A 22,847-nucleotide genomic window follows, 5' to 3' on the forward strand; every position below is an offset into this window, starting at 1 on the left:
GGGGTTCGAGGATCAATTGTTCGGCACCAAGGGGGCCTTGCCGCAAGCCCCCGGGTGGGTTATACATTGAATATGGAAGGGATTATTTTCCCTTCCTTTTTGTGCCTGGTTTACCGTCCGGCTATTCACCGGAGCGCAGTCCCCGCAACATTCCCGGGAAACGAAAAATCCCGCCCTTGCCCGTGAATCACGAACAAGAACGGGATCCGCCCGCAGAGGGAAACTAGAGAACCGGCAGGACCTCGAGGCCGCCAAGGTACTTCTGCAGCGCCTTGGGCACGTTGACGGAACCATCCGGGTTCTGGTGGTGCTCAAGGATGGCGACGATCCAACGGGTCGTGGCCAGGGTGCCGTTCAGCGTGGCCACTGCACGGGTTCCCTTGGCTACACCTTCGTCGTTGACCACGCGTTCGCGGATGTTCAGGCGGCGGGCCTGGAAGGTGGTGCAGTTGGACGTGGACGTGAGCTCGCGGTAGGCGTTCTGCGTGGGGACCCAGGCTTCGCAGTCGAACTTGCGGGCCGCGGACATGCCGAGATCGCCGGCAGCAGTGTCAATGACGCGGTAAGGAAGCTCGCACTTGGCCAGCATCTCCTCTTCCCAGGCAAGCAGGCGTTCGTGCTCGGCAGCAGCCTCTTCAACCGTGGTGTAGATGAACATCTCCACCTTGTTGAACTGGTGCACACGGATGATGCCGCGAGTGTCCTTGCCGTGCGAACCGGCCTCGCGGCGGTAGCAGGAGCTCTGACCGGCGTACCGGATGGGGCCGGCAGAGAGATCCAGGATTTCGTCGGCGTGGTAACCGGCGAGGGCCACCTCCGAGGTTCCCACAAGGTAAAGGTCGTCTTCAGCGAGACGGTAGATCTCGGCGTCGTGCTTTACATCGAAACCGGTGCCCTGCATGGTCTCGGGACGCACCAAAGTGGGGGTGATCATGGGCACGAAGCCGGCCTCGATCGCCTGGTCCATGGCCATCTGCAGCAGCGCCATTTCCAGCCGGGCCCCGACGCCGCGGAGGAAGTAGAACCGCGAGCCCGACACCTTGGCGCCGCGCTCCATGTCGATCGCGCCGATCAGTTCGCCGATTTCCAGGTGGTCCTTGGGTTCAAAGTCCGTGAATTCGCGTGGAGTGCCAACGGTCTTGACCACCACGTAGTCGTCCTCGCCGCCCTCGGGGACCCCGTCCACCACAAGGTTCGGAATGACACGCAGGAGTTCATCCTGCTTGGCCTGGGCAGCGGAGGCTTCCGCGGACGCAGCCTTCACCGAGTTAGCGAGCTCCTTGACCTCAGCCAGCAGGGCCTGCTTCTCCTCGCCCTTGGCCTGGGCCACCTTCTTGCCGAAAGCGTTCTGCTCGGCACGGAGGGTTTCGTGGCGAACCAGTGCAGCACGGCGATCGGAGTCAGCGGAGATGATCGCGTCCACAACAGACTCGTCGGCGCCACGGGCGCGCTGGCTGGCACGGAACTTGTCCGGATTTTCGGTGAGGTCTTTTACGTCGATCACCACACAAGAGTATCGAATAGTGTTGAAGCACAATGAACGACTGGATCCTGTATGTGATTCTCGCTGGGGGCGTGGCTTTTGCCGTCTCGAGCTGGTGGGGCGTGCGCCGGTTGAAAGCCAGGCATATCAGGAGCGCGGTCCGCGAGGACGCCCACAAGCCCGGCCCGGGCGACCAGAAGGTCGCCGTGATCCTCAATCCCGTAAAGAACAACGCTGAGGTGGCACGCCAGGCCATCATCGAAGCCTGCGACCTGGCAGGCTGGGACGCCCCGAAATTCTTCGAAACCACCCTGGAAGATCCCGGTTACGGACAGTCGCGCCAAGCGCTGGCGTTCGGGGCCGACGTCGTTCTTGCGTGCGGTGGTGACGGTACCGTGCGCGTGGTGGCTGAGTCGCTGGCGCACAAGAACGTAGCCATGGGCTTGGTTCCGCTGGGCACAGGAAACCTCCTGGCCCGCAACGTGGATCTGGACGTCACCAACCTCGCCGAATGCATCCAGACGGCATTGTTCGGCCATCAGCGCTACATCGACACCGCCACCATGGGGATCGAAAACGACATCACGGGAGTCTCCGGGGAACACACGTTCCTGGTCATCGCCGGCATGGGCCTGGACGCCGAGGTCGTTGGCGACACCAAAGAAGACCTGAAGAAAAGCGTCGGCTGGCTGGCCTATACGGAGGCCGGTGTCCGGCACCTGCCCGGGAGACGGAAACGCGTCACCATCACCTTGGATGACGAGCCGGAGCAGGCCCGCAAGATCCGCAGCGTCCTGTTCGCCAACTGTGGTCTGATCCCCGGGGGCATCGACTTCATCCCGCAGGCCATGATCGACGACGGGATGCTGGACATCGTGGTGATGAGCCCCCGCAGTGCATTCGGCTGGATCGCGATGTACGCAAAGATCCTGTTCAAGCACAACAGGAACCTGCCCATGATGAGCTTCTACCGCTCAGGGAAGGTTGTCATCCGCAGCCAAGAACCCATGGCCACACAGCTCGACGGCGATCCGTCAGGTGAAGCGACGACGGTCACCGTCCAAGTGGAGCCAGGGTCCCTGCTGGTGCGGGTACCCAAGGTGCAGATCGCCTAGATCGAGCCCACGTCCGGCTCGGCAGCGTTTTCCTCGGCTTCTTCAGTAGCGGCTTTGGCAGCCGCACGGGCCTCGGCCTGCTCCTTGATCATTGCTTGTTCTTCTTCAAAGCGGAGCCGGTCCGCACGATCGGCCTCATCGCCATTCCAGTCGTCCTGGTTCTCGCCTGAGGGCTTCGGATTGACGATCATGCCCTGGCCGTCTTTGTCATCCCGGTGGACAGACATGACCGCTCCTTTCGTTGACGCATTCATCCATCGTTTATGGATCAGGCAAGCATACGCACAGAACCACCAAGGGGAAAGTAGGCCAGCCGCGCCCTGTGGAGAAGGGCTAGGAACCCTTTAGGATCGCGTCCACCCAGGCATGTGCCGAGGCGAACGCGGCGTCCGACGTGTGCGGAGCCACCACAGCCTCCTGCTTGTCCGCGCGGGCATAGGAGCCCAGGAAGCGCGTCGCGGGGCTGATCCGGTGCAGCCCCGCCAAGGCATCAGCCACCCGCGAATCCGAGGCGTGACCGTCGGCGTCGATGCTGAAGAAGTAGTGGCCCAGGTACTGCCCGGTAGGCCTTGATTCGATGCGGCTGAGGTTCACGCCGCGGGAGGCGAACTGGTCCAGGATCTCCATGAGCGCACCTGGGTGGTCTTCCGGAAGGGGAACAACAACGGTGGTCTTGTCCGCTCCGGTCCTTTCCGGCAGCGAACCGGGCCGGCTCACCAGGATGAACCGCGTTACGGCGTCCGGGTTATCCCCGATGTCCGTCGCCAGGATGTTGAGTCCGGGCTGGTCGGCGGCGATCAGCGGGCCGCAGATGGCAGCCTCATAGTGGGCGTCATCCTCCAGGAGTCCCATGGCTGCCGCCGCCGTCGACGAACCTGGCACATAGTCCACCCCGGGCAGGTTCGCGTCCACCCACAAGCGGCACTGCGCCCAGGCGTGGCCGTGCGTCGAGACGCGCTTGATGTCGGAAAGCTCGACGCCGGGCCTCGCCACCAGCACGAAGGTAATGGGAACCAAGGCCTCGCGGATGATCCGGAGTTCCTGTCCCGTGGCGATCGCATCCAAGGTAGCCGTGACGCCACCCTCCACCGAGTTTTCGATGGGAACCATGGCTGCGTCTGCTTCGCCGACGCGAACGCGTTCCAGCGCCGTATTGACGTTGGTGCACGGAATACGGGTTGCCTCAGCAGCGCCTGGAACCTGCAGGAGGGCCGCTTCAGTGAACGTGCCCTCAGGTCCGAGGAAGGTGTACGTGGCTGCTGACATCGAGTATTCCTTGCTGGTTATATACGTGGAGACTAAAGGACTACCGGCTTGAGGCCGTTGTCCGAAACCATCGGCTTGCCCGCTTCAAACCACATATCCATGCCCCCGGCCACGTTCACGGCCGAGTAACCCTGGCCCACCAGCCACTGCACTGCGCGGAACGACCGGCCACCCGTCCGGCAGATCACGAAGAAGTCCTCGTCCGGATCAAGTTCGTCCAGACGTGCCGGCAACTGGTCCATGGGAATGTGGCGTGCCCCTTCCGCGTGGCCGGCCACCCACTCGTAGTCCTCGCGGACGTCCAGGATGCTGGCATCGGCCGGAATGTCGCCCACAGGCACGGTATCGAAGTCGCTCATGGTGGATCCTTCCCATCGTTCAAGGTCAGCATCCAGCCTAGTCGCATGGACCTGCCGCGGGCACGGGACTGCTGTCTTCGCTTGCACACAGTGGCTACGGCGTTAAGACTTAGGTTCCAAGCACACCCCCGATTCCGGCTACTAGGAGGAACCCATGGCTGCTGGGCAACCCACGATCCTCGCCACCTCCGGCGGTTACAAGCCGGGCGCCAGGACCAGGATCGAATTCAACCACCTGATGCACTACGCGGTGGAACTCTCCGGAGTAAGCGGCCGTGCGCCCAAGGTGACGCACATCGGAACAGCCTCCGGCGATCAGCGCTGGTGGGCCGCGGAAATGGACCAGGCCGCACGCATCGCCGGGTTCGACTTCAGCCACCTCAACCTCTTCACCATGCCAAACATCGACGACCCCGAAGCCCACCTCCTGGAGCAGGACGTGGTGTGGGTCAATGGCGGATCGGTGGTGAACCTGTTGGCCGTGTGGCGCGCCCACGGGCTGGACCGGATCCTGCGCAAAGCCTGGGAGGGCGGCGTGGTTTTGGCCGGGGTTTCGGCCGGGTCCATCTGTTGGTACCAGGGCGGCGTGACCGATTCCTACGGTCCCGAGCTGCAGCCTGTCACGGATTCACTGGGCTTCCTCCCCTACGGCAACGGGGTCCACTACGACTCCGAGCTCCGCCGGGCTCCCGCCATCCACAAGCTGGTGGCCAACGGCACGCTCGGCGAGACGCACTGCACGGACGACGGCGTAGGGCTGGTTTACCGGGGCACGGAACTCGTGGAGGTAGTCTCCGAGATCAAGAACAAGGCCGCTTTCCGCGTGACTGCAGGAGCCGGCGAGAGCGTGGACGCTGTTGCCGTGGAGGAACGGTTGGAGTCTCGTTTCCTTGGCTGATCCATCGATGCAGGACCTTTCCGAGCAAACCGCCGTCCAGCTACGCGACGCCTTGTCCACCGGCGAGCTCTCCGCCCGCGAGGCAGCAGCGCATTTCCTGTCCGTAATAGAGGCACGCAACCCACAGCTTGGCGCCTTCATCACCGTCACAGCGGACCAAGCCCTTGAAGATGCCGCCACAGCCGATACCCACCATGCCCGGCTGTCCAAGGAAGGACGCCTGGAGGAGCTGCCGCTGCTGCACGGGCTGGCCACAGCATTCAAGGACCTCACCGATGTTGCTGGCGTCCCGACCACCCACGGCAGCGCGGCGTTGGAACACAAACCAGCGCCCGAAGACGGGGCTTTGGCATCAACCCTGAAGGCGCAGGGCGTGATCTCGCTGGGCAAGACCCAGGTGCCGGAATTCGGGCTGACGGCCTACAGCGAAAACCGCATCGCACCGCCGTCGCGCAATCCGCATTCCTTGGCCCGGAGCTCCGGCGGGTCGTCCGGTGGCAGCGCTGCCGCGGTGGCCGCAGGGCTCGTGCCGTTCGCACCCGGAACCGACGGCGGCGGGTCCATCCGGATTCCTGCCGGCGCCTGCGGCTTGCTGGGGTTGAAACCGGGGCGCGGGTTGGTCCCTGCCGGGGTGAGCGCGGGCGACGCCGCCGGCTTGGTGGTGGCCGGTCCGCTCGCGCGGAACGCGTCGGACGCCGCGCTGCTCATGGATGCGCTGGTCCCCCGGGATCAAGCGCCCGACGGCGGCTACCTCGCCAACGTTGGGCGGGCGCCGGATCCCCTGAGAATCGGGGTTAGCCTGGACAGTCCATGGGCCGGGGTGTACCCCTTCGAGATTGAGCAGGATGCACTGGACGCCCTGGACCTGGGCATTAAGCTGTTGTCGGAAGCCGGTCACAGTGTTGGCGAGGCCGAAATCCGCTATGACAACCGCTATCCCGAAGCGTTCACCGCAGCTTGGACTGCCGGCGTCGGAAGCGCCCGGATAGCACCCCAGCGTGAGCCGTTGCTGACGCCCCTCACCAGGACGTTCAGGCGCCGGGCGCAGCAGCGCAGCGTCTTGAAGGTGAACGAAGCTTTGGGGTTCCTGCGGCACTTCGAGCACGACACCATCGCCCAGTACGCGCAGTGGGATCTGATCCTGATGCCTACCCTGGCGCAGACGCCCCGGCCCATCGGGTGGTTCACGGGCGGAGGGCACAGCGGCGATCCTTGGCCGAGCGCGTGGGCAGGCGACGCGGATGAGGACTACAAACGGCAATGCCAGTACGCGCCGTGGAGTTCCATGGTGAACGTGTGCGGATTGCCCGCCATCAGCATTCCGGTCCACACCACTGCCGCGGGCTTGCCCATGGGGATCCAACTCATCGGGCACACCGGTTCTGAGCTGCGGCTTCTCCAAATTGCCCGCTCCCTCGAGGCTGCGACAGAGGCTGTCTAGCATATGGATGGTGGTTGCCTGGGGCATTCATCGATGTGACAATGCCCGCAGTCAGTGCCAGCATTAAGAAAATGAGCACACCCCAAACCACGGCTGAGTCCGTAAAAGCAGCGGGCGATACGTCATTCTTCGGCCACCCAAAGATGTTGGCCAGCCTCTTTTCCGTGGAAATGTGGGAGCGATTCTCCTTCTACGGCATGCAGGGAATCCTGCTCTACTACATGTACTTCACCGCCGAGCAGGGCGGCCTCTCCATCGACCAGGGCCTCGCCGCCGGCCTGGTGGGCGCCTACGGTGGCGGTGTTTACCTTTCCACGATCCTCGGCGCCTGGCTCGCCGACCGCGTCTTCGGTTCCGAGAAGGTGCTTTTCGGCTCGGCCATCATGATCATGGCCGGCCACATTGCCTTGGCACTCCTGCCGGGCATTCCGGGCCTGATTGCAGGTTTGGTGCTGGTGGGCATCGGTTCCGGCGGCCTGAAGGCCAACGCCACGGCGCTGGTCGGCAGCCTGTACGGCGAGAAGGATGAGCGCCGCGACGCCGGTTTCTCCATCTTCTACATGGGCATCAACATAGGCGGCCTCATCGGCCCGCTGGTCACCGGTTTCCTGCAAACAAGCTTCGGCTTCCACGTTGGCTTCGGCGCCGCAGCCGTGGGCATGGCGATCGGCCTCATCATCTACTCCCTGGGCCGCAAACGGCTGCCCGAGGAAGCACACCGCGTTCCCAACCCGCTCCCGAGCAAGGACCGGATGCGTTACGGGCTCATTTTCCTGGCCATCCTGATCGTCATCGGTGTACTGCTGGGCACCGGTATCGTCAACGCCAACAACCTCGCCCGCAGCATGGCGTACGCGGCCATCGGCGCCTCGGTGATCTACCTGTTCCTGATCTTCCGCAGCCCTTTGGTCACCGGCGTGGAGCGCAAGCGCGTTGTCGCGTTCATCCCGCTGTACATTGCATCAGCTGCGTTCTGGGCTCTGTTCCAGCAGCAGTTCACGTTCATTGCCGTCTACTCGCAGGAAAAGCTGGACCGCAACCTGTTTGGTTGGGAAATGCCTGCCGCGTGGGTGCAGTCCATCAACCCGGTCTTCATCATCATCTTCGCCGGTGTCATGGCCGCGCTGTGGACCAAACTGGGCTCCAAGCAGCCGAGTTCGCCCCTCAAGTTCGCCATGGGCCTGTTCATCATGGGCCTGGCGTTCCTGGCGTTCATCCCGCTCGCTGGTGAAGGCAAGACGCCGTTGCTCGCACTCGTGGGAATCCTGTTCCTGTTCACCCTCGCGGAACTGTGCCTCTCCCCCATCGGCCTGTCGGTGAGCACCAAGCTGGCCCCGCAAGCCTTCCACACGCAGATGGTTGCGCTGTTCTTCCTGTCGGTCTCGCTCGGCACAACTCTCGCCGGGATCCTGGCCGGGCTCTACAACCCGGCCGACGAGCTCCCGTACTTCCTGGGCATCGGCGGCGTTGCAGTGGTCCTGGCCGCTGCCTTGGCTGCAGCCACCCCCGCCATCAAGAAGTTGATGGGCGGCGTCCGCTAGGAAGCACGTTAATCGACGACGGCGCCCCTTGCGTCAGGTGGGAATCCCGCCTGAGGCGAGGGGAGCCGTCGTGCGTTTCTAGTAGCCGTACCGGCTGCTGGTGCTCGCTGCACCGATGCCAATGATGATGAAAATGCCGAAAATCACCGTCAACAGGATGCCGAGGTAGCCCATCACCAGACCGGCGATCGCCATGCCCTTGCCCGCGGGTTCGCGCTTCAGAGCGAGGTGGCCCAGTACGACGGCCGCAATCTGCGGAAGGATGAAAAAGCCGAAACCTACATAGATGGCGATTCCGCAGACCATGCTCGCAATGCTCAGGCCCTTTGGCTGGGCGGGCATGGCATAGTAGGCGGGCTGGCCGTACGGAGACTGCGGCTGGCCGTAGGGCTGCTGACCGAAAGCCTGCTGCTGGTAAGGGCTCGGGGGCTGGCCGTAGGGCGAGGCGGGCTGCTGGCTGTAGTCACCCGGGGTGTACGGGTCCTGCGCGGGCGGCTGGCCGTAGGAGTTCTGCTCGTACGGCGGAATCGGCTGCGTGGCATTGCCCTGGTCGAACGACGGCGGAACGGGAGCGCTCGGCTGGCTCTGCTCGGGAGCGCTGAACTGGGCCGGCGGAACGTACTGCGGCGGCTCGTACCCGGCCGGCTTGTCCTCGTTGCCCTTGGCTGGCTGATCTGTCATAGGAATCCCCCTGAAAAAGTGGTCTTTGATCCCAACACTACCGCCGTGGGCGCCTGCATATAAGGCAGCGCGCTTGCCGGGTGTGGACAAGCAATGCAGAGGGAATCAGTCACTAAGGTCACTGATGGTAAACGCGAAGTGAACCTTTGGGCGAAATCTCCACGGATGTCCGCCATTCGGCGTCACAGGGGCCGGATCACGGACATTTCGTGTCAGCCGGGCCTTTGGTCTGGCATGCTGGACCCCATGGCTAGCCGAGCGGGCACAGTTGCCCTTCCCCAGGACCTTGTTGACATCACAGCCCTGCTGGACGCGTATTTCGACGTAGCTCCGGATTTGGGCGATCCCGCGCAGCGCGTGGCGTTTGGAACGTCGGGACACCGCGGATCCAGTTTGAAGGCCTCCTTCAACGAGGCCCATATCCTCGCGATCACGCAGGCAATCGTTGAATACCGTGGACGCCAGGGAATCACCGGTCCCCTGTTCATCGGCCGCGACACGCACGCCCTCAGCGAGCCGGCGCAGAATTCCGCACTCGAGGTGCTGGCCGCCAACGGCGTCACCGTGTTGGTTGATGCCCGCCACGGCTACACGCCCACGCCTGCGCTGAGCCACGCAATCCTCAAGTACAACCGCGAAGCAGCCCCCGGCACTCCGCAGGCCGATGGCATCGTGGTCACTCCGAGCCACAACCCTCCCGCTGACGGTGGCTTCAAGTACAACCCCCCGCACGGCGGCCCGGCAGACACGGACGCCACCGGATGGATTGCGGACCGCGCCAACCAGCTGCTGGAGAACGGGCTGCGCGGCGTCAAGCGCATCCCGCTCAACGATGCCCTGGCCGCTGACACCACCGGCAAGTTCGACTTCCTCAGCAGCTACGTCGATGACCTCCCGTCCGTGCTGAACCTCAACGCCATCCGCGACGCCGGTGTCCGCATTGGTGCCGACCCCATGGGCGGCGCTTCCGTGGACTACTGGGGTGAGATCGGCGAGCGCCACCAGCTCAACCTCACCGTGGTGAACCCAACTGTCGACCCGCAGTGGGCCTTCATGACCCTCGACTGGGACGAGAAGATCCGCATGGACTGCTCCTCGCCGTCGGCCATGGCATCGCTGATCAAGCGGATGTCCGCGGGCGGTTCCGGCGGCGCTGCGTACGACGTCGCCACCGGTAACGACGCCGACGCCGACCGCCACGGCATCGTGACGCCCGACGGCGGGCTCATGAACCCGAACCACTACCTCGCCGTCGCCATCGACTACCTGTACCGGAACCGCAGTGGCTGGAACCCCGATTCCGTGGTGGGCAAGACGCTGGTTTCGTCCTCGATCATCGACCGCGTAGCCGCGGGCCTCGGCCGGAAGCTCGTTGAGGTGCCCGTGGGCTTCAAGTGGTTCGTGCCCGGCCTGCTCTCCGGCGAAGGTGCTTTCGGTGGCGAGGAGTCAGCCGGTGCCTCGTTCAACAAGCTCGACGGCAGCGTCTGGACAACCGACAAGGACGGCATCCTGCTGGCCCTCCTTGCTTCGGAAATCACGGCTGTCACGGGATCTTCTCCGTCGCAGCTGTACAAGGGCCTGACGGACCAGTTCGGTGCACCGGTGTACGCCCGCATCGACGCCGCCGCCACGCGCGAGCAGAAGTCCAAGCTGGGCAAGCTCTCTGCAGCGGACGTTACCGCTACTTCCCTTGCCGGCGAGGAAATCACCGCCAAGCTCACGGAGGCTCCGGGCAACGGTGCGTCCATTGGCGGGCTCAAGGTTGTCACTGAGAACGCCTGGTTCGCGGCACGCCCCTCGGGCACCGAGGACGTCTACAAGATCTACGCCGAGTCCTTCAAAGGCGCGGACCACCTGGCACAGGTGCAGCAGGAGGCCAAGGCCCTGGTGGACGGCGTCATCGCCTAACCGCGCGGGATGTGATCGAGCGTTCCCTTTCAAACCCCCGGGATGTGAGGGAGCGTTTAACACCCCCCAACGCTCTCTCACATCCCAACCGCTTAAACCACAACGCTCCTGCACTCAAGTGCAGGAGCGTTGCTGGAACCGCGAGGGTCAGACCGTGCGGACAACGTCCTCGTAAGCGAACTTCGGCTTGGCTTCGCCCCAGGCGTCCGGGCCGGGCTGGCCGATGTTGACGATGAGGAAGCTCTTCTGGTCGCCGTTCGGGAAGAACTCGGCGTCGATGGCCGCGAAGTCGGCACCGGTCATCGGGCCGGCAGCGAAACCGAGGGAGCGCACGGCCAGGATGAAGTAACCAGCCTGCAGGTGGGCGTTGTTGTTGCCCGTGGCAGCAGCGAGTTCGGCGTTCTCGTCATACATGGCCTTGGGGGCGCCGTAGGCGGGGAGGAACTTGTCCCACTGACCCTGCCAGTCGGTGTCGTAAGAGAGGATGGCGACCAGCGGCGCGGAGGCGGTCTTGGCCTGGTTTCCGCGGGACAGGTGGTCAACCAGCTTGGCGCGGGCCTCGTCCGAGCGGACGTAGGTCACGCGGAGGGGCTGGGAGTTGAAGGCGGTGGGGCCGAACTTGGTGAGTTCGTAGATGGCCCGGGCCTGCTCTTCGGTGACCTCACCGGAGAAGCTGTTGGCGGTACGGGCTTCGGCAAAAATGGCGTCGACTGCTGCGGCGTCAATGACTGCTTCTTCGTGGGCGATCGTCATTCGTGAACCTTTCGCTGGGCCCTGACACTGAGCCGGCCGGGCACTTCTGCTTTCCATGGTTGCAACTTCAACTTCCCCTGTCCTCTTCCCATGACGGTGCGTGACATTGGGCACAGCGGGAAAGTCGGTACCATCGTGCCTGTGGGCTGCCGCGCAAATGTGCGGAAGCCGCAGCCGCGGGAATGACGACACCAGAAGGGGCCTGATGCCTACCTTTCCCCTAGCGGCCCCTCGACGGGCGCTGGCAGTTCTCCTGCTGCTGCTCCTCGCGTTGCTCCTTCCATCCGCCCAGGCTTGGGGCTCAGTGGGACAGGACGGTGCCAGCGACGACCCCGGCAAGCGGTACTTCGGCGCCTTGCTCGACTGGAACAAGGACTCGGCCGCGGACTATGCACAGCGGTTGGGAGCCCCCGCGGCCCTCTACGGGCAGAACGTGTCCCTCCCCGCGGACGACGGCGGCCGCGAATACCTCAAGGGCTACTTCGCGCAGGTGGCCGACCAAGGCTCACATGCGCTCCTGACCGTCCGCCCGGGCATCCCCTTGCAGGACATTACCGACGACGTCGCCACCACTTTTGCGCGTCAAATTACGACGGCGGCAGCCGGCTTCAGGGGGAAGGTGTTCGTCCGCTTCGGTCCGGACATGAACACGCCCTGGGTGGGCTGGGGCCAGGAACCGGACGCCTACCGGGCCGCGTTCGGCCGGGTTGCTGTTGCCCTCCGGGGCAGCCTGGCCGATCCCGTGATGGTGTGGTCTCCGACAGCTGAGAAGGACTACCCCTTCCGGGCGACTACTTCCACCCCGCCCAAGGGAGTTCCCCTGGGTTCGTTGGACACCAACGGCAACGGGATCTGGGACATGGACGACTCGGCCTTTGACCCGTACTACCCCGGCGATGACGTTGTGGACTGGATCGGCCTGTCGATTTACCACGACACCACAGGAGCTGGAGCCGCCAACAACACCCTCCCCGACGCCGGCGAGTTCAATGACGCCTTGCATGTCTCCAGTGGCGGCACAGGAACGGACAACTTTTATGGAAGCTATGTCCAGGCCAGGAACAAGCCGCTCCTGATTGAGACCGGCGCGTTCTACTCCCCCGGGGCCGGGGGCGCGGCCGAGATTGACGTCAAGCAAACGTGGTGGCACCAGGTCTTCTCTTCCGTGGCTCAGCCCGAAAACGGTGCCGTCCGCGCAGTGGTCTGGAACGAAACCACCGATGCCCGCGATCAGAGCAAGGTTTCCATCGACTGGCGTGCCACCACGCAACCATCCCTGGCTTCTCCCTTCAGGTCCTCCCTGGACACCTCGGGCCTGGCAGTGGGTCCTGTCACCGAAAAGGGCTTGAAGGACGTTCCCGGCCTGGAGGCCCCACAAGCGAAGTCCGGGACAACTCTCCGGGGGTGGGCTGCATGGGCGACTGCAGGGTCTGTCCTGGTGGCAGTGGCCGTGTTATGGCTTCTCTCCTCGAGGGCTGCGCCGAACAGGTGGTCCTATACCGGGTCCGGAAAGCGTGACGCCCGGATCGACATGCTTCGTGGTTTGGCCATCGTCTTTGTGGTGGTGAATCACGTAGGCATCAATTCTGTCTTCCAGTTGCTGAGCCAAGAGACCATTGGCGTCGTGTCAGGGGCGGAGCTCTTCGTCATGCTTTCAGGAGCGGTGCTGGGCATGGTCTACGGGCCACGCATCGCCACGGACCTGGGAGATGTGGTGGACGGGACCACCAAGCGCGCTTCGAAACTGTACTTCACCGCGTTGGCGGTCGTCCTGATCGTGTATGTCTTGAGTCTGCTCCCCTTCATCAACGCGGCGGCAGTGACCACTTTCACGGATCAAGGAACGGGTGCTGCGGGGCATTCAGCGGCCGGGACGACCTACGACCTGTATGCCGGGATGGAAGGCTTGCTGCAGTTCCCGGTTCCACAGGGCTTGATTCCTGCCTTGCTGTTGTTGCAGGTTGGCCCGTGGCAGTTCAACATCATGGGCCTGTACGTGGTTTTGTTGTTGATCAGTCCTTTGATCCTGGTGGCTCTTTCCCGGGGACTGACGTGGCTGGTGCTCACCATCAGCGCGGCCCTGCACATCGCCGGGTCGGTCTTCCGGTTCCGGCTGCTCCCCTCGCAGTTCGAGGATTCCTTTCCCCTGCTTGTGTGGCAGGTCCTGTTTGTCCTCGGCATGACGGCAGGCTTCCACCGCCAACGGATCATCGACTGGTTCGCGCACCCGCGTCAGCGGATTCTTCTTGGGGTGTGCATCTTCTTGGCTGCTGCATGCGCGATCTTCTCCTGGAGCGGCCCCTACCTGACCAACCAGCTCGACGTGCGGCTCGCGCTCATCCCCGACGCCACCTTCAGGTACCTCTACGACACCTTCTTCAGCCGCACTTATCTCGGCATAGGACGCGTGTTGAACGTCATCGTCATCACCATCGCTTTGTACGCACTGCTCAGCGCGTTCTGGAAGCCGCTCTCACGCGCTGTGGGCTGGTTCTTCGTGCCACTCGGGCAAGCCACGCTGTATGTGTTCATCATGCACGTGTTCTTCATTGTGGCCATTGCCAACATCCCCGTCCTTCGCGATGGCAACCTCTGGCTGAACACCGCCGTCTACGTCGCATTGCTCGCAGTTCTCTGGGTGATGGTGAAAACGAAGTTCCTCTTCAAGCTGGTTCCCAGGTAGCGCAGTCTGCGCGCGGCGATTGTGTCCGGTTTGGCGGTAATGTTGCACCGAATCCCAATACTCTTCTGAGGAAGGCCCCGCCATGAGCATGCTCGGCACCAAATGGAAGCTCCACGGCAACGGCAAGTCCATCCGCCCAGGCCACGTGGTGGCCCCTGATGAGCGGCTTGCCTGGCCACTGACCATCGGCATCGGCATGCAGCACGTTGTGGCGATGTTCGGCGCGACGTTCCTTGTCCCCATCATCACGGGCATGCCGCCGGCCACCACCCTGTTCTTCTCCGGCATCGGCACGCTGCTCTTCCTGGTCATCACCAAGGGCCGCGTACCCAGCTACCTGGGATCGAGCTTCGCCTTCATCGCCCCGATCATGGCGTCCCAGCAGCAGTACGGCGTTGCCGGCGCGTTGGGCGGCGTGGTGCTTGCCGGCGTCGTACTGGCGCTTATAGGTGCGATCGTCCAGAAGTTCGGCGCCGAATGGATCAACCGGCTGATGCCGCCGATCGTTACCGGCGCGATCGTCGCGCTGATCGGCTTGAACCTGGCGCCGGCGGCGAAGAACAACTTCGACGCCGCCCCCGTCACCGCACTCATCACTTTGGTCACGATCATCCTGGTATCCGTCCTGTTCCGGGGAATCCTGGGGCGCCTCAGCATTCTGGTGGGCGTTGTGGTGGGGTACCTCGTTGCGATGATGCGCGGCGAGGTTTCCTACGAAAAGATGGACGCCGCGGCCTGGGTTGGCCTGCCCACTTTCCAGACGCCTGAGTTCCACCTCGGCGTCGTAGGTCTGTTCGTTCCGGTGGTGCTGGTGCTGGTGGCTGAGAACGTCGGGCACGTGAAGTCGGTGGCCGCGATGACGGGCCAAAACCTCGACGGCGTCTCCGGCCGCGCGCTGATGGCCGACGGCGCCGCGACGGTACTTGCCGGGCTCGGCGGCGGTTCCGGTACCACCACCTACGCGGAAAACATCGGTGTCATGGCTGCCACCAAGGTCTATTCGACGGCGGCCTACTGGGTGGCCGGTATCTTCGCCATCCTGCTGAGTTTCTCGCCCAAGTTCGGCGAACTGATCGCGACTGTTCCGGCCGGTGTCCTGGGAGGCGCGGCCACGATGCTGTACGGCATGATCGGCGTCCTCGGTGTGAAGATCTGGGTCCAGAACAAGGTCAACTTCTCCAACCCGATCAACCTGACCACGGCTGCTGTTGCCCTGATCATCGGCATCGCCGATTACACGTGGACCATTGGCGAGCTGAAGTTCACGGGTATCGCCCTGGGGTCAGCTGCCGCCCTGGTGATCTACCACGGCATGAAGGGCCTGGCCCGTTGGCGCGGAACAGTTGCCGAGCCGGAGACCGAGACGGCGGGGCTGCCGCCTGCGGTGAAGTCGGCGATGAATGCTGCGGCGAAGCGGGGCGGGAAGAAGAAGTAGGGGTGCGCGGCGGGACGCAGTCAAAGACGGCTTCAAAATCTCTTCTGAGCGTCGCTCTTCATTGTCATGTATACCCCGCGTCCCTGTCCGTGGTTCCTTCCACGAACGCGTGACGGAGGGTCCGGTACAGCAACCAGCTGACCGCGACGGCGGCGTCCTCACATGGGACCGCTTAGGGCCCGCGCGACCGTGGATACGCTGACTCCGAGCGTGCCAGCGATGTCCCTGAGCGTCATCTTGTTTCGCCTTAGGTTGCGCGCCACTTCGAGCTTGTGCGGCGTCATCGCGGGCGGGCGCCCACCGAGACGGCCACGGGCACGGGCAGCAGTTAACCCCGCGATGGTTCGCTCCGACAGGCGGCTGCGTTCGTATCTCGCAATAGCTTCAAACATGCTGAGAATCAGCCGACCATGCTGACCTCCGATGTCGAGCCAAGGGTCCGATAGAGCGCGAAAGCTGATCCCTCGCTCGCTCAAGAGCGCGATAACGCCAGCCAAATCTGCCGCGCTTCGGCCTACTCTCGTGAGGTCGCTAACCAACAACGCGTCCCCGGGTTCAAGGGCCTCCAGACAGGCACTCCATTGCTCCCTGGGTTCTGTGGCACCGGCCGCCCGTTCCTCGAAGACCTTTTCCGCTCCTGCGTCCCTCAATGCAGCAACTTGATCGGAAAGAGATGCCCCCGAAGAGCTTTCCCTGGCGTAACCAATAGAAATATTTTGTTTCAACAATTTCCCAAAAACCCCCATTTTTGAGTATCGGAGTTTGGTTCTGATATCGAGTTTTGACACTTAGAATTCGAGGTACGTGGCCGACGATCCGCTGCATCCCACGACCACCGGGAATGAGATTAGACAAGCACTCAAACGCACCGGCATGCAATGATCGGCACAGCCTCCGCGCGGCCAGTATGACATATTAGATTTAGAAAATAAAACGATTGTAGGAAAGCTGTGGATACACTTGCCTTGTTATTCGAAATTAGTAAAACTCAAGCTACAACCGGCAAGGTAGCCGTGTAATTATCACCTAGGGAGGAGGGATGATGATGAAGAACAAGTATTCTGCTCCGCGTGTAGCGCGGGTCGGTTCGTTCCGTGAAGTGACAAACGGTGTTTGGTTCGGACGCTGGCGCGACATCTTCGGCGGTCGGGCATTCGTTAAGGTCGACATCGGCTGATAGCAGTACAGAGGAACGAGCGGGAGCCTCGTCATCGTGACGAGGCTCCCGTTCTGCATCAGGCTTTCATTCGCTCCATCACACGTCAGGTGCCAGGACACAATGCCACAACTCTTCTTAGCCAACAGGGGCAGTGCCTCAGGATTGATCGACGAATCCACGGTTTTGCCGTCCAGCGCCGATGTCACCATCCTCGATTCCAGGTTCACTGAGTGGCAAGTGAGGGATTCCGCTGTCTCCCACCATCATTTCCGTGATGATCATGACGCAACCCCGGGCTACGCTCGCGCCATTACCGGATCAATCTCAACCGCGGAGACGCTGTACTGGACTGAATTCGGGGGAGTGCCGATTGCCTCGACATCCCAGGGAGCACTACGGCGAATTGCCCACAGCAAGCTCGATGACAGCAGGGTCCGTCTAGCCCTGTGCACAAATTTGCCTGGCTTCCTGCGCCACCTTCCGTTCTGGGAAGGAATCAATGCAGTGAAACCAGGTTCCACGCTCACCTACCACAATGGGCGTCCCAAGGTGCTGGACCAGGAAGTTGCGGCGGACCACCCCAACCTGGATCTATCCGAGGCGGCTGAACTGCTGCTGGCCGAGCTGACACGGTCCATGGAACGCCGCATCCTATCCTACGGGAAACTGAGCGCTGATGTGTCCGGCGGCATGGACTCAACCAGCCTGTCCTACATTCTGGATTCAATTCAGGAAGAGAGCATCTATTACCATGCCGGTACGGACGATCCCCATAACCGGGATAGCCAGTACGCGCGTCGAGCAGCATCGGAACTACGCGGGCAATTCACTGAGCTGGAGTCACTGACCGCCACATCCGGCGCGTTCAGCGAATTCGACCAAAACATCCAGGGCCTAGATGACGGTCCGTTGGCATGGGCCGGGAATTCCAAGCACCTCGGATTACTGCTCAAGGATGCCTCCCGACGTGGCGTCAAGGCTCACCTTACGGGCGTCGGCGGCGACGAACTGTTTGACCCACTTCCCGCAACAGCCCTGGATCTCCTTTCGACTTCATCGTGGAAAGCCGGTCTCCGGATAATCCGCCGGCTAGGCAAAATGCAGCGGTGGTCTACGCTCGCAGTAGCCCGAGCGGTGGGGTCCAACGTCAACTTTGAAACTGAGATGCTACGGCGTATCGAAGCCCCAGCGGGGAACATCGTGGGGCCGGCTGAGGCCTTCTCATGGGCGCCCGGATTCGGCATCTCTAAATTTGCCACAGCAGAAACCAGGGAAGTAGTGGCGCAAAAAGTGAAGGATGCGCTCACACAAGGAGCCCGCCCGCACCATAGAGATCGCTTCAGGCATCAGATGACCGAGGCCGTCATGTTCCAAGGCGAAGTTGTGCGGCAAGTGGGCCATGCCTACGAACACCTCGGCGTCGCTTGGGAGGCGCCCTACTTGGACGATGCGGTAGTCCGTCTCATTCTGAGCCTGCCGACAGACATCCTCATTGGAACCCGCGATAACAAACCGCTCCTGGCGCGGGCAACGGAGCCTGTTGCCCCCCGTTGGCTGTTCACTCGCGAAGACAAAGGTGAATACAGCTCCGACCTGTTCACCGAGTACAAGAAGCGTCGTGACGATCTGTCCCGCCTTTTCGACGAAAGCTATTTGGTGGATATGGGTCATATCAACGCTGACGCTGTACGCGATGCCTTGAGTATGCCGGTAGTCAGCACGGACGAACTCTTTGAAATCGAACAACTCGCCGGCGTCGAGAGATGGGTCAGGGCCATTCAATGAGGAAGAAGACGACCCCCACCGTCCAAGCTGGAGATGTATTCCAACCTTCACCGAAAATTACCTTCAACGTAGATGATGACGGGGTAACGGTGTTCGACGCCCGAGGCGGCACCTACTGGCGTGGAAACGCCACAGCAGCCGACGTCATGGCTGCAATCGAGCAAAATCTCGAGGTGGGTGACGTCGTTGACAAAATCTCCGAGTCCTACGGAGTTGACCACCACCGGGTGCGTCAGGACGTCCACGCTCTGATTGTTGAACTACAGCGTTCCGGAATTATTCGGAGGGTCAGCCCATGAGCCTCCCGATTAGTTCACAGCCAGCCGTCATGCCACGGGGGCTGTTCCGGTTGCGGACTCACACCGTTGTGGGCGTCGCCTGGGTGATGACTTTGCTGCCGCCCACGCTTCTTCAGTCAGTTCTCCATCGCCTTTCACATTCGCACCGTTCCACCAACGCCCACCAAGCACGCCTCATGCGGGCAGCCGTTTGTGCTGTCAGCGCCCGCTGCGCCGGCGAGGGGTGCCTGCAGCGGTCGATCGCAGCCTTCATGCTGTGCCGGATGGAAGGTCACTCTCCGGGATGGACAACGGGCTACCAACTTGAGCCATTCGCTGCCCATGCATGGATTGAAGTGGACGGGTTCCCGATCGACGAGCCCCATCGAATCCGCAGCTACGTCCCCGTCCTCACCGTGGCTCAGCCCGGAGAAGCGAGTAACAAATGAACACCACAGCCAACACGTCTCGAGGCGCCGGGCTGACCGAACTGTTCCGCCACGTGGCCGTTCAACGCCGGCTCGTTATCCTCGTCGTGCTCCTCAGTCTTTTGGGATCAGCGCTGTCTTTGGCGCAACCTTTGCTGGTCCGTGAAGTGATCGACCGAGTCAGCGCTTCCAAACCATTGGAACTCCTGCCGTGGCTTGTCGGTGGGCTCATCTTGGTGGGGGGAGTTCTTGGTGGCATCAGGCAGTACCTGATCCAGCGCACCGCCGAGACGGCCATTAGGAGGTCACGCCACAACCTCATCGACCACATACTTCACCTGCCGGTGCCCACATTGGACCAGCGCCGCGTAGGCGATCTCGTCGCGCGTGTCACCACCGACACCACAGTGATCCGGAACATGCTCAGCCAAGGCTTTGTGGAATCCTTCGCAGGCGTTTTCACCATCATCGGCGCTCTCGTGGCAATGCTCTTCCTGGACCCGGTTCTGGTGATCATTGCACTGGGAGCCGCCCTGGTCTCGGTCGCAGCAGTCGTCTGGGTCACTTCCTACATCGAACGCGCCAGCCTCGGGGTTCAAACTGCCTTGGGCAGACTCTCTTCCTCCATGGACCGCGCCATCCGGGCGACACGAACTGTGCGTGCAGCCAACGCAAGCACACGTGAATCCCAACGCGTCAAGGAAGACGCGAACGGAGTCTGGACCATTGGACTGCGTGTTGCGGCCACCACAGCCTTGGTATCCCCGATTTCCTCCATCGCCATGCAAGTGACCTTCCTTGCCGTTATCGGAGTTGGCGGACTAAGAGTGGCATCGGGCGAACTGACGGTGGCGGACCTCGTTTCGTTCATACTCTTCCTGTTCCTCCTCATCATGCCCCTCGGCCAACTCTTCGGAACCATGAGTGCCATCGGGGAAGCCCTTGGAGGCGTGGCCCGCATTAACGAGATCCTGCAGCTCCCTACTGAGCAGGACGCGCCCGTCGTTGTGGGCAACGTGGTCCCCACCATCAGAGATTCCAGCCTGGTTTTCCGTGGTGTGAGCTTTGAGTACGACCGTCCTTCCGGGGAGACGGAAGGGTCCATTCCGCGGTCAACGCTGAGCGATGTCTCGTTCCAGATCGCACCCCGTCAGCGGGTTGCAATCGTCGGCCCATCCGGGGCCGGCAAGAGCACCATCCTGAACCTTATCGCCCGCTTCTACGATGCTTCCGATGGGCAAATCCTGTTCGGCGGAACCAACGTTGACCAGGTAGCCAGGTCGGCGGTCCGGGCCAACATCGCCTATGTCGAGCAGGATGCACCTGCTGTGGCCGGAACGCTCCGGGACAACCTGAAGATAGGGAATCCGGATGCCTCCGACGCGGACATGATGGCCATTCTCGAACGACTGAATCTCACGGCGGTCCTTCTGAGGTCAGAACTTGGCCTCGACGCGGAAGTCGGCGAGGGAGCCGTGCTTCTCTCCGGAGGAGAACGGCAGCGAATTGCTGTGGCCCGAGCCTTGCTGGCAAACCCTTCAATGCTTCTTCTGGACGAATCAACCTCCAACCTGGACGGGGTGAGCGAGGAAAAGGTGAGGGAGCTCATTGCCGACGTAACTTCGGGCTGCACCTTGGTCATCGTTGCCCACCGCCTCGCCACCGTGCAAAGCTCTGACTTGATCCTGGTGCTCGATGAAGGCAAGGTCGTGGCAAGCGGTACCCACACAGAATTGATGCAGACGTCGCCTCTTTATCGGGAACTCGCTCAGAACCAATTCCTGACAAATGAGATGGCCTATGACGCAACGACACCCGAGCACGACGCAAAGCGCTGATCCAGAAAACGTTCGCCTCTCTGTGGTCCGGGAAACGATCCTTCCCGTTCTGCTGAACGGTCTGGTGGGCCTCGTCGTGGTGGCAGGGCTTTGGATCACCGTGGTTCCGCCGGACTCACCTGGCAGGCTGTTCCAACTGGCTTTGGGTGGCCTTATTGTCCTGGGGCTCTGCCTTCGGTCAAGGTTCCCCTGGTTTGCTGCGGCGTGGACCGGCGTTGTGACGGCCGTTGGCTGGAGCTTGGGAATGACAGAGGACCCTTTCCTGGTGACAGGGCTCTGCCTGTACGTTGCCGCGGAGCGATTCGGGGCACGCCTCTTTCCTGCATGGCTGATCGTGCTGGAAATTCTTCTTTTCACGTCCTTGCTTCTGGTCTCCGCGGAGGGCGCCGAAGCGCGCATCAGGGGCATCATCCTGGGCGCTGTCATCATCGGGGCAGCGTGGGTCCTGGGGATCCGCACCCAACGCATGCGTTACGAAACCGAGCGCAATGCCCGGGCGCAGGAACGGCTTCGCCTCGCCCGGGATATCCACGATGTGCTTTCCCACACCCTGGGAGGGATTGGGGTGCGGGCGGGCGTCGTGGCCCATGTGAAGTCGTCCACCACCGACGATCTGCGATCTGCGCTGCAGGGCATCGAGTCCGATGCCCGTGATGCGTTAGGCCAACTGCAAGTCTTGATGCGCCAGGAACGAAGTGAAACGGCTGATGACGCTCCTCCGGGAAGCCTTCCTGAACTGGTGCACGAGCTGTCACAGCCGGCCATGAGGGCCGGTATATCTGTCGTGATCGACGCCGATGAAAGTGCCCACGACCTTCCTGCCGCGCAGCGAACCACCGCGTATCGAATCATTCAGGAAGCCCTAACGAACGTGATCCGGCATTCCGGAGCAAAAACCTGCCGGATCACCATCAGGACTGAGGACGGCGACCTGAGAATCAGCGTCCTCGACGACGGTCCGGGGGCGGCTTTGGCTTCCAGGAACGGTCACGGACTCACAGGAATGCGTGAACGGGCTCAGTTATTGGGCGGAACCTTTGAAGCCGGACGGGACACCAATGGATACCGTGTGGCTGTTTCACTGCCGGGAACTGCAGGGAGGGTGCACACCCGATGACTGAGATCAGTGTCCTCATCGCAGACGACGACGCCCACGTCAGGGCATCGCTGCGCCTCTTGATCGACGATGAGCCGGACATGACGGTGTCTGCCGTGGCTGTGGACGGCGCGGAGGCCGTGGAATCCATTCTGGAGCATCAACCGGATGTGGCGCTCATGGATGTTCGAATGCCACGGATGACAGGCCTTGAAGCTGCAGGCATTCTGGCCTCCCGGAAGTCCAGCACCCGGCTGGTCATGCTGACAACCTTCGATATGGACGATTACGTCTACCAGGCACTTCGCCAGGGCGCCTCCGGCTTTCTCCTCAAGAACGCGCCGCTGCCCGACATCCTCAAAGCAATCCGTACAGCACATGAAGGAAACGCGCTCCTCGCCCCGGAGATTACCCGCCGCCTCATAGACCGCTTCACCCTGCGCCCGGCCGCACACGATCGCATCAGCGAACTGACAGTCCGCGAACGCGAAACCTTGACCCTCATCGGACAAGGCGCCTCCAACAACGAGATAGCAGCCGCCCTGTTTCTCACGCGAACCACTGTGCGGACTTACGTGAGTAGGATCCTGACGAAACTGGACGCACGGGACAGAGCCCAACTCGTTGTCATCGCCTACGAAGGCGGCCTGATGGGCCCTTGGCCCGTTTAAGAACGTGCCACGACTGTCAACACCTGCAG

General features: G+C 62.4%; 21 protein-coding genes. 14 read left to right on the forward strand and 7 right to left on the reverse strand.

The window, feature by feature from the left end; genetic code table 11:
• Positions 1-223: 223 nt before the first annotated feature.
• Positions 224-1,504, reverse strand: a complete 1,281-nt coding sequence (gene serS / locus FDP28_RS07270) for a serine--tRNA ligase (RefSeq protein ID WP_144660047.1) — start codon at positions 1,502-1,504, stop codon at positions 224-226.
• Between the two features lie 32 nt (positions 1,505-1,536).
• Here serS and FDP28_RS07275 point away from each other — a divergent pair, with 32 nt between their 5' ends.
• Positions 1,537-2,598, forward strand: a complete 1,062-nt coding sequence (locus tag FDP28_RS07275) for a diacylglycerol/lipid kinase family protein (protein ID WP_144660048.1) — start codon at positions 1,537-1,539, stop codon at positions 2,596-2,598.
• On the opposite strand, the gene FDP28_RS07280 is transcribed toward FDP28_RS07275, so the two are convergent.
• The 3 genes from FDP28_RS07280 to FDP28_RS07290 all read right to left on the reverse strand — a co-directional run bounded on the left by FDP28_RS07280 (position 2,595) and on the right by FDP28_RS07290 (position 4,223).
• Positions 2,595-2,825, reverse strand: a complete 231-nt coding sequence (locus FDP28_RS07280) for a hypothetical protein (protein ID WP_144660049.1) — start codon at positions 2,823-2,825, stop codon at positions 2,595-2,597. The genes FDP28_RS07275 and FDP28_RS07280 overlap by 4 nt on opposite strands.
• 106 nt (positions 2,826-2,931) lie before the next feature.
• Positions 2,932-3,864, reverse strand: a complete 933-nt coding sequence (gene pheA, locus FDP28_RS07285; protein ID WP_144660050.1) for a prephenate dehydratase — start codon at positions 3,862-3,864, stop codon at positions 2,932-2,934.
• A 32-nt stretch (positions 3,865-3,896) separates the two neighbouring features.
• Positions 3,897-4,223, reverse strand: a complete 327-nt coding sequence (locus tag FDP28_RS07290) for a rhodanese-like domain-containing protein (RefSeq protein WP_144660051.1) — start codon at positions 4,221-4,223, stop codon at positions 3,897-3,899.
• Positions 4,224-4,377: 154 nt separating this feature from the next.
• Between FDP28_RS07290 and FDP28_RS07295 the strand changes: the two genes are divergently transcribed.
• Genes FDP28_RS07295 through FDP28_RS07305 form a run of 3 tightly spaced genes read left to right on the forward strand, consistent with a single transcriptional unit; the run spans position 4,378 to position 8,103 of the window.
• Positions 4,378-5,121, forward strand: coding sequence for a Type 1 glutamine amidotransferase-like domain-containing protein (locus FDP28_RS07295; protein WP_144660052.1), 744 nt, complete (start codon positions 4,378-4,380; stop codon positions 5,119-5,121).
• A 7-nt stretch (positions 5,122-5,128) separates the two neighbouring features.
• Entirely contained in the window at positions 5,129-6,562 is a 1,434-nt protein-coding gene (locus tag FDP28_RS07300) for an amidase (RefSeq protein WP_144660745.1), read from the forward strand.
• Positions 6,563-6,603: 41 nt separating this feature from the next.
• A complete protein-coding gene (locus tag FDP28_RS07305; RefSeq protein WP_144660053.1) occupies positions 6,604-8,103 on the forward strand; it encodes a peptide MFS transporter in 1,500 nt (499 codons plus the stop codon).
• 78 nt (positions 8,104-8,181) lie between these two features.
• On the opposite strand, the gene FDP28_RS07310 is transcribed toward FDP28_RS07305, so the two are convergent.
• A complete protein-coding gene (locus FDP28_RS07310) occupies positions 8,182-8,784 on the reverse strand; it encodes a DUF4190 domain-containing protein (protein WP_144660054.1) in 603 nt (200 codons plus the stop codon).
• 246 nt (positions 8,785-9,030) lie between these two features.
• Between FDP28_RS07310 and pgm the strand changes: the two genes are divergently transcribed.
• Positions 9,031-10,692 carry a phosphoglucomutase (alpha-D-glucose-1,6-bisphosphate-dependent) gene (gene pgm / locus FDP28_RS07315; protein ID WP_260842377.1) on the forward strand — a complete coding sequence of 554 codons (1,662 nt, stop codon included), beginning with the start codon at positions 9,031-9,033 and terminating at the stop codon, positions 10,690-10,692.
• Between the two features lie 147 nt (positions 10,693-10,839).
• Here the strand turns inward: pgm and FDP28_RS07320 are convergent, their stop codons facing one another.
• On the reverse strand, positions 10,840-11,445 hold the full coding sequence (locus FDP28_RS07320; protein ID WP_144660056.1) for a malonic semialdehyde reductase: 606 nt from the start codon (positions 11,443-11,445) through the stop codon (positions 10,840-10,842).
• 205 nt (positions 11,446-11,650) lie between these two features.
• On the opposite strand from FDP28_RS07320, the gene opgC reads away from it, so the two are divergent.
• A complete protein-coding gene (gene opgC / locus FDP28_RS07325) occupies positions 11,651-14,128 on the forward strand; it encodes an OpgC domain-containing protein (protein ID WP_144660057.1) in 2,478 nt (825 codons plus the stop codon).
• 82 nt (positions 14,129-14,210) lie between these two features.
• Positions 14,211-15,563: a uracil-xanthine permease family protein gene (locus FDP28_RS07330; protein ID WP_144660058.1), complete on the forward strand. Its 1,353-nt coding sequence runs from the start codon at positions 14,211-14,213 to the stop codon at positions 15,561-15,563.
• A 158-nt stretch (positions 15,564-15,721) separates the two neighbouring features.
• Here the strand turns inward: FDP28_RS07330 and FDP28_RS07335 are convergent, their stop codons facing one another.
• Positions 15,722-16,351 (reverse strand): recombinase family protein, encoded by a 630-nt coding sequence (locus tag FDP28_RS07335; RefSeq protein WP_260842378.1) that lies wholly within the window; start codon positions 16,349-16,351, stop codon positions 15,722-15,724.
• Positions 16,352-16,602: 251 nt separating this feature from the next.
• Here FDP28_RS07335 and FDP28_RS07340 point away from each other — a divergent pair, with 251 nt between their 5' ends.
• The 7 genes from FDP28_RS07340 to FDP28_RS07370 all read left to right on the forward strand — a co-directional run bounded on the left by FDP28_RS07340 (position 16,603) and on the right by FDP28_RS07370 (position 22,818).
• Complete coding sequence (locus FDP28_RS07340; RefSeq protein WP_144660059.1) at positions 16,603-16,740, forward strand: lasso RiPP family leader peptide-containing protein; 138 nt, start codon at positions 16,603-16,605, stop codon at positions 16,738-16,740.
• A 144-nt stretch (positions 16,741-16,884) separates the two neighbouring features.
• The gene (locus tag FDP28_RS07345) at positions 16,885-18,507 is read left to right on the forward strand and encodes an asparagine synthase (protein WP_186313544.1); all 1,623 of its coding nucleotides are present in this window, start codon (positions 16,885-16,887) and stop codon (positions 18,505-18,507) included.
• 146 nt (positions 18,508-18,653) lie between these two features.
• The gene (locus tag FDP28_RS20970) at positions 18,654-18,806 is read left to right on the forward strand and encodes a PqqD family protein (protein ID WP_397321050.1); all 153 of its coding nucleotides are present in this window, start codon (positions 18,654-18,656) and stop codon (positions 18,804-18,806) included.
• 29 nt (positions 18,807-18,835) lie between these two features.
• Entirely contained in the window at positions 18,836-19,234 is a 399-nt protein-coding gene (locus FDP28_RS20975; RefSeq protein WP_397321051.1) for a lasso peptide biosynthesis B2 protein, read from the forward strand.
• Positions 19,231-21,051, forward strand: a complete 1,821-nt coding sequence (locus tag FDP28_RS07360) for an ABC transporter ATP-binding protein (RefSeq protein WP_144660063.1) — start codon at positions 19,231-19,233, stop codon at positions 21,049-21,051. Before FDP28_RS20975 ends, FDP28_RS07360 begins: the two co-directional genes overlap by 4 nt.
• Positions 21,014-22,168, forward strand: a complete 1,155-nt coding sequence (locus FDP28_RS07365; protein ID WP_186313546.1) for a sensor histidine kinase — start codon at positions 21,014-21,016, stop codon at positions 22,166-22,168. Before FDP28_RS07360 ends, FDP28_RS07365 begins: the two co-directional genes overlap by 38 nt.
• Positions 22,165-22,818 carry a response regulator transcription factor gene (locus FDP28_RS07370; protein ID WP_144660065.1) on the forward strand — a complete coding sequence of 218 codons (654 nt, stop codon included), beginning with the start codon at positions 22,165-22,167 and terminating at the stop codon, positions 22,816-22,818. The genes FDP28_RS07365 and FDP28_RS07370 overlap by 4 nt, the downstream gene beginning before the upstream one ends.
• Positions 22,819-22,847: the final 29 nt, after the last annotated feature.

The sequence above is a fragment of the Paenarthrobacter nicotinovorans genome, from assembly GCF_007670255.1.
Lineage (GTDB): Bacteria > Actinomycetota > Actinomycetes > Actinomycetales > Micrococcaceae > Arthrobacter > Arthrobacter nicotinovorans_B.

Bases quoted from the DNA above. Each gene is read 5' to 3' on its own strand.
- FDP28_RS07275 (WP_144660048.1), top strand. From the start codon at position 1,537: ATGAACGACTGGATCCTGTATGTGATTCTCGCTGGGGGCGTGGCTTTT.
- FDP28_RS07280 (WP_144660049.1), bottom strand. From the start codon at position 2,825: ATGTCTGTCCACCGGGATGACAAAGACGGCCAGGGCATGATCGTCAAT.
- pheA (WP_144660050.1), bottom strand. From the start codon at position 3,864: ATGTCAGCAGCCACGTACACCTTCCTCGGACCTGAGGGCACGTTCACT.
- FDP28_RS07290 (WP_144660051.1), bottom strand. From the start codon at position 4,223: ATGAGCGACTTCGATACCGTGCCTGTGGGCGACATTCCGGCCGATGCC.
- FDP28_RS07295 (WP_144660052.1), top strand. From the start codon at position 4,378: ATGGCTGCTGGGCAACCCACGATCCTCGCCACCTCCGGCGGTTACAAG.
- FDP28_RS07300 (WP_144660745.1), top strand. From the start codon at position 5,129: ATGCAGGACCTTTCCGAGCAAACCGCCGTCCAGCTACGCGACGCCTTG.
- FDP28_RS07305 (WP_144660053.1), top strand. From the start codon at position 6,604: ATGCCCGCAGTCAGTGCCAGCATTAAGAAAATGAGCACACCCCAAACC.
- FDP28_RS07310 (WP_144660054.1), bottom strand. From the start codon at position 8,784: ATGACAGATCAGCCAGCCAAGGGCAACGAGGACAAGCCGGCCGGGTAC.
- pgm (WP_260842377.1), top strand. From the start codon at position 9,031: ATGGCTAGCCGAGCGGGCACAGTTGCCCTTCCCCAGGACCTTGTTGAC.
- FDP28_RS07320 (WP_144660056.1), bottom strand. From the start codon at position 11,445: ATGACGATCGCCCACGAAGAAGCAGTCATTGACGCCGCAGCAGTCGAC.
- opgC (WP_144660057.1), top strand. From the start codon at position 11,651: ATGCCTACCTTTCCCCTAGCGGCCCCTCGACGGGCGCTGGCAGTTCTC.
- FDP28_RS07330 (WP_144660058.1), top strand. From the start codon at position 14,211: ATGAGCATGCTCGGCACCAAATGGAAGCTCCACGGCAACGGCAAGTCC.
- FDP28_RS07340 (WP_144660059.1), top strand. From the start codon at position 16,603: ATGATGATGAAGAACAAGTATTCTGCTCCGCGTGTAGCGCGGGTCGGT.
- FDP28_RS20970 (WP_397321050.1), top strand. From the start codon at position 18,654: ATGGCTGCAATCGAGCAAAATCTCGAGGTGGGTGACGTCGTTGACAAA.
- FDP28_RS20975 (WP_397321051.1), top strand. From the start codon at position 18,836: ATGCCACGGGGGCTGTTCCGGTTGCGGACTCACACCGTTGTGGGCGTC.
- FDP28_RS07360 (WP_144660063.1), top strand. From the start codon at position 19,231: ATGAACACCACAGCCAACACGTCTCGAGGCGCCGGGCTGACCGAACTG.
- FDP28_RS07365 (WP_186313546.1), top strand. From the start codon at position 21,014: ATGACGCAACGACACCCGAGCACGACGCAAAGCGCTGATCCAGAAAAC.
- FDP28_RS07370 (WP_144660065.1), top strand. From the start codon at position 22,165: ATGACTGAGATCAGTGTCCTCATCGCAGACGACGACGCCCACGTCAGG.